Below are 12,299 nucleotides of genomic sequence, written 5' to 3' on the forward strand. Positions count from 1 at the left end.
GTTATACCGGCAAACTGTGTTGAAGTGGCATGCCGCAGCGCAACAATGGGATGTTATCACCTCGCCGTTCAGATTATTGCAGCAGGCAGAAGCCACGATTGAAACCACGAAACTGCTGCAGTCAGGCGATATGGCGGGCAAACCGGTTGCGGTGCCAGATATTCCGGGGCTGTATAGGGCCGGAGAGGGCTTTTTTTTACTCTGGCAAACTAAGGCCGACGGCACGGCGCAGTATCTGGAGCTGATGCCAACCGGGCTGACAGCGGAATACCGCGCTGTTCACTCGGAAGGGGCGGGGCACGGGACGATTGTACCGCAAGTGCATTTACGTTATGACACCCATGCGGCAGAGTGGCGCTTTCTGACGTTGAAGCATGAGGCATTTGCCGGGCTGCCGGACGCGGTGAAAATCCAGCCGGTTCCTCCACTTACCACAGGTGATCGTTTGCCCTGGCTTCATGATGCTTATCATCGCCAGGGGGAGACCTGGCTCCATACCGGTAGCGATAAACACGGTCAGCCGGAATATATCAAGGTCTGGCAGGATGCTGATGACCCAGACCGTTTTATTCAGCATTTACCTGATGAAACCCAGCCGCGCATTTATCTCTATGATGAAAATAGTGAATTTGTACGTGAAGACGAGAATTTGTGTCGCGCGACCCGCGCTGCGGACGATCAACTTTGTCAGCCGGGACCGTCGGGTTATCAACCGCCAGTGAAGAAAAGCCGTCTGACGCAGCAAAGTGATGCAGCAGTGGAAAAGTGGTTAGATGAGAACCGGCGTCTGCCAAGGGAAACTCTGACCGGCAGCGGAGATAGTTTAAAAAACAGTAAAAATTTATCCTATGCCTTGCGGCTGTACCAGATGCGACCTGAGGCAAAAGAGAAAATACTGCAACATTCCGATGCCAGTCTTTTTTGGCTGGGACGCCGGTTAAAAAAATTAGAAAAGTTGCAGCAGAGCGCACCCGAAACGTATCAAGATTTTATTAATAATAAACAGCATCCGGACGAGCCTGATCTTGAATATGCTCTGCGTTTATATCTGGAATCTAACCGTCGCGACACCATCAAACCAGCGATTATTCAGTACACCGGTGTGAGTGTTATACGTCTGGAAAGAGAGATCGTTAAATCGCAGGATCCAAAAATATTTTTTGAAAAATATCCAAAAGGTGAGCAGGAATCTGATATGAACTGGGCGCTACGTCTGGCGAGGCTGCCGGGTGAAAATATGAGTTTGCAAACCATCGCCTGGTATACTCAGGTCGATCTGATACAGCTCTATTATCGTATTGGTACGCCTTATAAGCCGCTGGCAAGCGAACTACAGACGTGGTTCGGTAACTATATCAGGCATCCCGGTGAAAGAGATTTAGATTATGCTGTGCGGCTGGTCGGGCTGCATAAGGAACAGATCAGACAGGGGATAACTGCGGCAAAATTGATTAATAATGATGCCATCGCCCATCATGCGACGATCACCTTTCAGGCTCTTGACGCTGAGCTGCAAAGAATAGAAGAAACCCGCGCGTGGCTCAACAGTATTCCGCGGCAACCGCAAGAGGGGCAAACTGCTGGCGATAACAATAACCAGCAATACGCTTTACTGCTGGTTAAGGAACGTTATTTGCAGGGTAAGCCAAAGGTAAGAAATCGCGAAATTGCCACGCATGTCGGGATAACGCCACAGCAACTCACAGAGTGGGTACAAAGCGAAAAGTTTGCGTGGTTGAATAAAATTGAACGGCAACCTTCTGAAATTGTGATGGAAAATGACAGTCTGTCCACTGCGCAGCTGAAAAACCAATACTATAGTCTGCGGCTGATTGATCAAAGAAAATCGCAAAACACACATTGGTTGATAACGGATGACGATCTTGTGCGATATTGTCAGATTACCCTCCGCTCGCTGGAAGAGGCGCTGGCGCCGGGATTTGGTGAGGATAATCCACAACACGCTGCGCCAGTTGAACAGGAAGCGATCTGGCAGCCGGTTAGCGGATTACGGCATCTGAAACTGAAAAAGAACGGGTGGTTGTTGGTCTCCGCCGCAGATTCAGCGACGAGCGTGACGATGAGGGTTATTGGCGAGGGTAAAGTGGAGGTGACGGGACTTGAAAATTTAAAAAGATCATTATCAAGAAAAGAGTATCAGCAAATTAAAATAAAATTTGATGCTAAAGCGAAAGAATTAATAGAAAACGACGGCAACAACCAGGACGATGATTTAAGCGCTAATCTGCACGTAATTGATGATGAGAAAAATCCCGGTATCGGCTTGCAGGTCAACGCCAAAAAGGATATTGACGCTAACGAAATTATCGGTGTTTATACCGGAGTGTGGCATGAAAATGGGGATTCACTACTCAATGAGATCTACAAAATGGGATCGCAGCCCGTTTTAACGTATCTCTGGGGAGAGCTAAAAGGGCCAGGCTTAATAAGCGCTTACCAGCATGCCAATGAACTTGCGTTAATTAATACCGGGGAAATGGCAGGGTTTCCATCGTTGGGAGAAAATAATGTTGGCCTGGGCTATATTAATGGCAAAATACCAATTTATTATGCCAGCCGGAAAATCAACGCTGGCGAACAGTTATTGATAGATTATGGCAGCTATTATTATCCAAACGATATGATTCAAAAAACACTGGATGACGACATTATAGGCATTATCGCCAGGGAAAAAGAGTGCTATTTTGTCATTAAAGGTGAAAGTAAGGCGGACTCGGTATTTATCGGGCCAGACGGCGAGGTTGATAAAATCCCACCTCAATATAAAGGCAGGAAGTATATCCTGAGAAGACGTCTGAACGAGCGCGGAATCCTGACCTACGATACCATGAGCAAAAAAGGTGACAAAGTCATTGTCCTGGGGAAAGTGGATGAAAATAATCTTTATTGTGCCATGGCAAAAGCAATGTTTCCGTCTGCTGGCCTTGATAAAGTCAATGAAACTATTATCAACTTAAAAGATATCGCAAGGAATGCCCGGGTGGAGGGCGGGGAAATTAAACCCGAACCAGTTTAAAAGTTGGCATTTCGGGAACGCTGACGCTGGCAGTAAAAATATAACCTTCTTTATCTGTTGCATATTAAATTATTGTGTTGCCAGGATAAATAACTGCAAAGGAATGTCTATGTTAACGAATAACGCAATACAGGTTTTACGCGATATTAATCAATATGATGTCCGGGAAAATACGTCTTCTCGCATTCCCTTTATCAGCATTCACAACACCGGGCTCTGCTTATCCCAGACAGATTTTCAACGCGCCGATCGTAATATCGCTAACGGGAAAAAAGTACCGGTATTAACTCGCTGCCAGCGGGTGTCATTGCGTGATGAAGGAATAAAAAAATTTAACTGTGAAACAAGCGAAATGTTCAAGACTTTGTCGCAGGCGGTTGCTGTTCCGGCGGGTCAAAGCTTATTGCCAGCGGAACCTGGCTTTGCCCCTCTCACCAGTGCATCGGAAAGGATGTTTGAATTGTTGTTGCATACGCGCATGATTGGTCATTCCCCACAGCTTTATCTCGGTTCCCTGCCGCCAGTGATTATTGCCGGCTGTGGCGTACGACCACAGCCAGATCCGGCTCCGCTTCAGAGCGCCTCTGGCGATCGGTTTTTCAGCGAGCCAGTGCTGAGCGCGTTTGACGAGGCACTGAACCGCGTGATGAACAGCGCTTTTCCCTGGCATTCGGCGGCAGCGCAGGAAATAAGATCAACAGTGCTGCCGATGTTGCCCAATGAAAAAGTGGCAGAGGAAAGCGATTCGACGATAGCCCAACCACAAAATTCACCCGCAGAAGCAGAGGATTATATTATCTGTCGGCCGGGGGATAACAGTACACAAACCCGTCAGCAATTTGAGGATTTTTTCGATCGCATGGAGGTGGCGCTGGAGCCTGAACAACAGCAACAGCTGATGGCGCTGCTCTCGGATGGGGTTATCGTTTTTCATTTTTCCGAAGATGACTGTTTGCGCCCGAAACGAGTGCATGAGGACGAAATGAGACGACGCAATAAAATCTATGAGATGTCCATAAAGGAAAAATCGACAAATAAAGAGAGTATTGGGGCAAAAATCACACTGTGGGCAGATGAGATGACTCAGGAAAGTCATACATTATTTGTTAAAGGAACTGAGAGTAAAAATCCGGGGCATTTTTTGCTTTCCGGCGGGGCGGCGCTGGTCGGTTTCTTTAGCCGAAAAGTGGGCGAAACCTTCACCGGTGAGATATTTGAGCGCCAGCCTGGCCAGACCAAAGCAGATTTTCTTCTGGAATGGGGAATGGCGATTGCCATTATGCCTGAAACCCAGGCGAGCAAGGCATTTAATCCGCCGCGAGGGAATCCTGCCAGTTCGCAGGTTTTTAAAACCCTGCCTGCGATTGAGAAGCCAGAAAATAACTTACCCGGCACCCTCATCCATCACCCAAAAACCGGACTGACGGTTCATAGCATTCTGGAAAAAAAAATCGGTGGCGAGCAGTGGCATATTTATCCTGATGGCTCAGGCAGCGGCGTGGCGGAGCAGGTGGGTAAGTCGCCTGTCAGATACCCGGCCACGCATAATTCCCAAACTAATAGATGGAAAATAGCCGGAATTGAAGGTGAGTATATTTTCACCTATGGTGCAAAAAAAGAGTTTTTTATATGGACTGAAGAAGGCGGCTACCGTCCGGTAACTCACTCCGCCGATGATGGAACCTGGATATTGTCAGGTATCTCTGACGGGAAAGTCATTACCAAAAGAATTTACTTTAATGAGCTTCTCGGGGAATGGAAAGAGTTTTGCACAAAAAATGACCACCTCAACGCCAGGGTGTTGGCTCGCTTGCCTGAAGAATTAATTAACCCTACGCCTGGTCAGCAGAGGGTGATGTCCTCTGCCTTTGTCGAGGGAAAAATACGCTCGACACGACCAGGGGAAGAGTATCTGGAGGTGAGATCATGGGTGCCTGATAGTCCGCATCTTATTGAAATCGGTTATGTGCGTGGCAATCTGGAGGGGGAATACTTTACTGTCAGAGGAGCAGAGGATCAGCCGATCTACCGGCAGATGGTGTTGAAATGGCAGCCGCAAACCCGAAGATGGGACAGTGCCCCATCACCGTTTAGCGCCTTACAAAAGGCTGAGCAATACATCGACAGCAGTTGGTTGCAGCAGAATGTGGCAGCACCGTGGCTGGCAACGGTAGATAATCGGCCAGGGCTGTACTGGAATGGCAACAGCCTATTTATGCGCTGGAGCAATGCTGCAGAGGGTTCGGTACAGTATCTGAAACTGATGGCAGACAACATTTCCGGTGATTACTCTCCGTTGCAACCCGGTGCTGATGATATGCGGTTTCGCTATGATGAGCAGACGGCAGAGTGGCAATTTCACCTGTTAAGGCACCCGGCATTTTCCACACTACCCGAGAGTGTCAGAGTACAGTTTACTGACCCCTTATCTCTGACGGCGTCAGAAGATTATGACGATGTTTATCAGGAAAACGACAGTGGCGATCGCTATATCTATCTTGGTGAAAATAAACAAGATGTAGCGGAGTATATCCGGGTAGAGCAGGATGCCGAGCAGGGCGATCTGTTCAGTCTACGGGTGCCGGCTAAGCAACAGCCGTCTGGGCCGGATGATCTTTATCTGTATCGTTATGATGAAAATGAAGAGTTTGTGCTGGAAGAGATACGATCTTGCCAGCCGATGGTCAGGCGCGGGGCTGACGATCCACTGCCCTGCGCGGGGCCATCCGGCATCAAACGCCCGGCGGTGGCCGAAGTGAACCGGTCACCGGCGAAGAAACTCCATTTCGGTCCAGCCTTTAAAGCGGATGTTGAACAATGGCTTAATGATCATCCGCGTCTGCCGCAAGAAGCAGAACTACCCGCTGACGACGCTATCCTGGCTGAGCAAAATAACCTGAACTATGCTGTGCGGCTGACCAACATCGCGCCTAAAATCTTGCCGGTAAAGCGTATTGCCGACCATGCAAGGGTAAATCCGGTTTTACTGCGAGATACGTTAAAGGAATTTACGCCACCCGTTCAGGAGTGGTTTGCCGCTCATCCGCGGCACAGCTGGGAACAACAAATCAATTATGCCGTGCGCTTGTGTCGCATGGCACCTGACGGCATTTCGATTGTTGCGATTGCGAAGCATACCTGGCTGACGGAATCGTCGATTGCTGCGGAATTAAAGTCACGATCAACGCAAACGGCAGAATGGTTTGAGCAATATCCTCAGGATGCGTGGGAGGATAACCTCGATTATGCGGTACGTCTGCACCGAATGCGACCGGAGGCGATTACCGTGCATATGATCGCCAGGTATGCCGCGGTCGAGCAAAGCATGCTAAAGGCAAAAACTGAGCTGGCAACCCCTAAAGCACAGCAATGGTTAGATGAGCACCCGCGCAAGCCAGCTGAATCCGATGCGGATTATGCATTGCGTCTGTGCTTAATGGAGGAAAACGGTGTCACGACCTCCTATATCGCACAGCATATCAAAACCAGAGAAGGGGCAATTAGAAAACGCTTATTCCGGGTTCCGTTTGAAAGCCGAAGAATTTTATTCAGTTTTCGGCAGCGCGAAAATGAGAGTGACCTGGATTATGCTATGCGCCTTTACCAGCAGTTACAGGGGAAGGTGAAAGATAAATATATCGCAATCTATGCCGGTGTGAAAAAGTCTGCTTTATTAAAAGTAACCGGCACCAATAATAAAGCGCCTGCTGAACCCATGACAGAATTGCAACAGCAATGGTTTGCCAGCCGACCACGTAAACCAAAAGAAGTCAGCATTGACTATGCCCGACGTCTGGTTATGGCGCGTGACGATGAAAAAAAATCAGGCAGTTTGGGGCGATTAACCATCACCAATATTCTTATCGCTGAGCATGCTGATATCAGCAATATATTTCTTTCGCGCGGGTTAAAAAATTACAAACTCATGCATGAGTGGTTTGAGAAAAATTCCCGGTCGCCGGATGAGATCCCGGCTGAGAATGCAGAAAAAAACCAGCACTATGCGTTGAGGTTGGTTAAATTGCGTAATCAGCAACAGGAAAAGGTCAGTATAAAAGACAGCGATATTGCCGCGCATGTCGGGATAACGCCTGAGCAGTTGAAACAGTGGGCTGACAGTGAAAAGAGTGTGTGGTTTATTCCGTTTGAACAAGAGCGGGAGAAGGACCAACAGTTTATATTTAATGAGCACGACACGGGCTTTCACCGTATGCGCAAGAATCAGCTGTTTGCGCTGAGTATGATTAAATATCGCGATCATGGCGCTGACCCAAGGAGTGCACTGATTACCGATAAGGACATTGCAAATATGGCCGATATCACGACAGGTTCGTTGTATGAAGCCCTGCAGCCCGGGTTTCTCGATGAAAATCCTTTCTCCAAACCTTATGATCCGATAACCGGTTGGGCACCAGAGACCGGTTTACTGCGACTGAACCTGCAACAAAATCCCCACTTGCTGACCGATCCGAATAATCCGACGGAGAGTATTACTCACAAGGTGCTGGGTGATGAGCCAATATCGATTACCAATCTTGATTCTTTGCTGTTTTCTCTGCGAATTTTTAAAAAAACGTCGCGTGATAAGCTGGAAGCGACCTGGCTTGGTCAGCTGGAAAACATCATTAAGAGCGATGGTAGCCGACAAAACTCGTTTATCGAAAATGGCAAAAAAGTAGAGGGTCAGTTAAACAAGTATCTTGAAGTCTATAGCGATCTGGAAAAGGAGAGCTCTGTGGGTATGGAAGTCAGAGCCAGAGAGGAGATTCCTGGCGGGACGCTGCTTGGCATTTACACCGGCGTCCGGCATGAAAATGATGCTTCACTGCAGAAAGAGTTTCGTAAGATGGGTTCTCAGCAAGTTCTCACTTACCTCTGGGGCGATCAACAACCGGAGGAAGCACAACAGTTGGTTGGCGGCACAACCAGTAGTTATCAGAATGCCAATATATTGGCATTAATTAACACCGGGAAAATGAATAATTTTCCATCGCTGGGTAAAAACAATGTGTTGGCGGGTTACGTTAACAATAAAATTGTCTTTTATGTCACTCGACACCGTATCAGAAAAGGTGAACAGCTGTTGATTAATTATGGTGAGGGTTATCATCCACATTATGAAATTCAGTCGACGCTGAACAATGCGATTATTGATACGATTGCACGCAGCGAGAAATGTTATTTCACCCTGCGCGACATGGCTAATTCTGAGCGTGTTTTCGGCCCCGAGGGTGAAGTAGAAAATGTCCCTGACAATAAACCATTACGGTTGCTGAGAGAGATTAAACTGAATTCGGGAATACTTAAATATAATGTGATACAAAACGATGAGGAAATCAGCATTCCCATACGTAATGATGATGCCAATAACCTTTATCACGCTCTGGCTGTTATTATCGATCCCAAAGCGGGGGAGGACATTATTGAACAAAAGATCCTCGCAATGAAGGCCGCAGTTAAAGCGAGATATCCCAGTGAAGAGGGAATCAAACAAGAACCTGCCGAGGACAAAGCTGAATTTAAGTGAGTTAACGCGGTTTGGGCGGCGAGAACGCCGCCGCTATAACAGCTGTCGGGCAGTAGGATAATCGACAATAATGACGTTGATATAGCGACCGTTTAAGGCGCCGCGAATGGCGTTGGCTTTCTCTTTGCCACCGGCCAGCGCCACCACTTGCGGACACTGGCGCAGCTGCTCCAGCTCCATACCAATCACCGGATCTTCCTCCTTACTTAATACCGCATCGCCTGCGGCATCGTAATAATGCAGACAGAGATCACCCACCGCGCCGCGCTCCGCCAGCGTTTTCAACATCGCTTCGTCATAGTAATTGCCGGAATTGCGCAGCAGCTGCGAGGGTTCCAGATCGCCGACGCCCACTACTGCCACATCCACTTCCGAGAATTTGCTGACCACTTCCGCGACATCCTGATTCGATACCATCCGCGCGCGTTCGTCGACCGCGCGCTCGATACTTTGCGCCGGTAATAACCATGCCGGGCAGCTCAGATTGGCCGCCAGCGTCTGGGTGAGGATGGTCGCCTGCACATTGCCGTTGGCGCCGACGCCGCCCAGCAGCTGAATCACGCCGCGCGCTTTGGCGCTTTGTGGATGCAGTTCATCCACCATCACGCGGATGGTACTGCTCCAGGAAGAGATGCCGACCAGATCATTGGCACGGATGCGGGTTTCCATATAGTGCGCGGCGGCGGAGCCAATCGCCTGCTTCACCTGCTGGGAACTGGCCTGTTCCGGCACATCCACCACGATAGCTTGCTGGAGTCCATACTTCTCTTCGAGGCTTTTTTCCAGCGCCGGGAATATATTGGCCGGCTGCACCACGCTGATTTTGACCAGTCCTTCTTTCAGGCAGCGATTCAGCACGCGCGACACAAAAGATTGCGATAAATTGAGCGAGCGGGCGATGTCCGATTGCTTCTGATTTTCCATGTAATAGAGCGTGGCGATTTTGACCATCAGACGCTGCTCATCCTGCTTTGACATAATTCCTCCTTCCTGCCGACATTCGCATTGTCATGCAAGGGTGCGCAAATAACAACTGCTGTGCGCAGCGCTCAATTATTCAACAAAGTGTGATCCTTTTCGCTTTTCACGATGTTGCTGTTCGACAAAAGCGCAGGCAACGCACATAGTAATCTTGAATAATAAATCATGTATGAATATATATTCAATGCGGAGATAATAATGAACACTCTGGTGAAACTGACGTTGATTGCCTCAGCAATGCTGGCTTCCTCTTCTCTGCTGGCGGCAGAGAAAGGTTTGATTGCGATTATTACCCCGTCACACGATAACCCGTTTTTCAAAGCTGAAGCCGAGGGCGCGAAAGCCAAAGCGCAGGAGCTTGGCTACAGCACGCTGGTCGCGTCGCATGATGATGACGTTAATAAGCAAAACCAGTTAATTGAAACCGCCATTGCCCGTAAAGCGAAAGCCATTGTGCTGGATAACGCGGGGGCGGATGCCACCGTCGGTCCGCTGGAAAAAGCCAAAGCGGCCGGTATCCCAACTTTTCTGATCGATCGTGAAATTAATAAAACCGGTGTGGCAGTGGCGCAAATTGTTTCCAATAACTATCAGGGCGCACAGCTCGGTGCCGAGAAGTTCGCCAAATTGCTGAACGGTAAAGGCGAGTATGTCGAGTTACTCGGCAAAGAGTCTGATACCAACTCCGGCGTGCGTTCACAGGGCTATCACGATGTGCTGGATGACTATCCGGATCTGAAAATGGTGGCGCAGCAGAGTGCCAACTGGAGCCAGACCGAAGCCTTCAGCCGGATGGAAACCATTCTGCAAAAGCATCCAAATATTGTCGGTGTGATTTCGGGTAATGACACCATGGCGCTGGGGGCGGAAGCCGCGCTGAAATCAGCCGGAAAAACCAACGTGATTGTGGTGGGCTTTGATGGCAGCGATTACGTACGTGATTCGATTATCAATAAAGGCAATATCAAGGCAACGGTGCTGCAACCGGGCTGGGCGCAAGCGCAAATGGCTATCGAGCAGGCGGACTACTACCTGAAGAATGGCAAAGCGCAGAAAGAAGAGAAGCAGCTGATGGACTGCGTGCTGATCGATGAAAGCAATGCCAGCAAACTAAAAGTCTTCAACCTGTCTGAATAGTGCGCAGAGGCTGATTATGTTGAAAAAACACTGGGGGATAAGTTTGCTGTCTTGTGCCTCTTTGTTGCTGACGGCTTGTACGGTGGTCGATCTGGATGCGGAGGGAAAACCGATTATTCCGCCCGACCCAGATGCCAAAGCCAGCTACAGCAATCAAACCCCGCAGCAGGTGGTCGCTCAGAGCTGGGACAGCAAAGTGATGGCGTCGGCCCACAGTCAGGCGCTTGACTGGGGCGGGCTGCTGGAGAAAAGCCGCAGCCTGACGCCGGGCAAAAGCCTGAGTGTGTTTGTTAAGGCCAGCGGAGAAGTCACGGCAGTTAACCGCGTCAGTGAGCGTGAGCAGAATCTGGCGATGACGATTAACGGCCAGCCGGTCAGTGTGCAGCTGGGGCCGGTGGTGCGCAGTAATGCGATTCGTGATGCGGCCGGGTTTAATTTTGAAGAGTTTACCAACCAGGTGCAGTTTGCCCAGCTGACGAAAGCGCTGAATCGGCAGGCGGTGAAACAGCTGCCGCCGGTCGACGCCAGCTGGCAGGGCAAAACCGTTGAGGCGCTAATGGCAGTGACCGTCCGCCAGGACGGCGTGCAGGAAGCGGTGGCACTGAGCCTGAAGCCGGAGGCACCCTGATGCAGCCAGATAACAGCCAGACCAGTGAGCTGATCCTTGAAACACGCGGGGTGTCGATGCTGTTTCCCGGCACGCTGGCGCTGGACCGCATCGACTATCACGTCTGGCGCGGCAAAGTTAACGTGATTATTGGCGAAAACGGTGCCGGTAAATCCACGCTGATGAAAATACTGGCCGGGGTGCAGCAGCCGAGCAGTGGCGAAATCTGGCTAAATGGTCAGCAGGTACAGCTGGCGAATACCCGTGAAGCCGCGCGACTGGGTATTGGCATGGTGCATCAGGAGCTGAACCTGTTTGAAAACCTGAGCGTTGCGGAAAATATCTTTCTCGGACGCGAAATTCAGCGCGGATTTATGCCGATTGATATGGCAGCGCAGGAGCAGCGCACCGCCGAATTGTTGCAGCGACTGGATCAGCCGATTTCACCACGCGAACAGGTGGCGAATCTGAAAGTGGGTCAGCAGCAGCTGGTGGAAATTGCCAAAGCGCTGGCTGAAGACGCCGATATTTTGATTCTCGATGAGCCGACCTCGGCGCTGAGTAAAACTGAAGTAGCGATTCTGTTCCGGGTCATCCGCGAACTGACGCGTCAGGGTGTGACCATCATTTATATCTCACACCGGCTGGAAGAGCTGATGGCGATTGGCGATCGGATCACCATTCTGCGTGACGGCAAATTCCAGGCTGAAGCCACAGTCAGCGACATTGATGTGCCGTGGATTGTGCGCGAAATGCTCGGCAGTGAGCCGGTCAGCAACTTTTTGCAACCTGATCGTCAGTTTGGCGCGCCGGTGCTGGAAGCGGAGCATATTACCTGCGTCAACTCCGCCGGTAACACGCTGGTGGATGATGTGTCGTTTTACGTGCGTGCCGGCGAGATCGTCGGCATTTATGGCCTGATGGGCGCGGGGCGCACCGAACTGTTTGAGTGTCTGCTGGGCACCGAGCGCAACTATCTTGGTAAGTTGTGGCTCGACAGCAAACCGGTG

The 12,299-nt window shown here is 49.9% G+C and carries 6 protein-coding genes; 5 read left to right on the top strand and 1 reads right to left on the bottom strand.

All coding sequences use genetic code 11. The annotated features are described in order from the left end of the window. The first annotated feature begins 16 nt into the window (after positions 1–16). Both NG42_RS02195 and NG42_RS02200 read left to right on the top strand, forming a co-directional pair. Positions 17–3,037, top strand: a complete 3,021-nt coding sequence (locus NG42_RS02195; protein ID WP_156324255.1) for an SET domain-containing protein — start codon at positions 17–19, stop codon at positions 3,035–3,037. Next, a complete protein-coding gene (locus NG42_RS02200; RefSeq protein ID WP_156324256.1) occupies positions 2,994–8,564 on the top strand; it encodes an SET domain-containing protein in 5,571 nt (1,856 codons plus the stop codon). Before NG42_RS02195 ends, NG42_RS02200 begins: the two co-directional genes overlap by 44 nt. 33 nt (positions 8,565–8,597) lie before the next feature. On the opposite strand, the gene NG42_RS02205 is transcribed toward NG42_RS02200, so the two are convergent. Beyond that, positions 8,598–9,542, bottom strand: a complete 945-nt coding sequence (locus NG42_RS02205; protein WP_052897326.1) for a sugar-binding transcriptional regulator — start codon at positions 9,540–9,542, stop codon at positions 8,598–8,600. A 201-nt stretch (positions 9,543–9,743) separates the two neighbouring features. Between NG42_RS02205 and NG42_RS02210 the strand changes: the two genes are divergently transcribed. The 3 genes from NG42_RS02210 to NG42_RS02220 form a co-directional block, all read left to right on the top strand. Then, positions 9,744–10,682, top strand: coding sequence for a D-ribose ABC transporter substrate-binding protein (locus NG42_RS02210; RefSeq protein WP_052897328.1), 939 nt, complete (start codon positions 9,744–9,746; stop codon positions 10,680–10,682). Between the two features lie 16 nt (positions 10,683–10,698). After that, positions 10,699–11,310, top strand: coding sequence for a DUF2291 family protein (locus NG42_RS02215; RefSeq protein ID WP_053115874.1), 612 nt, complete (start codon positions 10,699–10,701; stop codon positions 11,308–11,310). After that, positions 11,310–12,299: sugar ABC transporter ATP-binding protein (locus NG42_RS02220; protein WP_241488284.1), on the top strand; the 990-nt coding region annotated here is incomplete at its 3' end. The genes NG42_RS02215 and NG42_RS02220, both read left to right, overlap by 1 nt.

This window comes from Winslowiella iniecta (genome assembly GCF_001267535.1).
Classification (GTDB): Bacteria; Pseudomonadota; Gammaproteobacteria; order Enterobacterales; family Enterobacteriaceae; genus Erwinia; species Erwinia iniecta.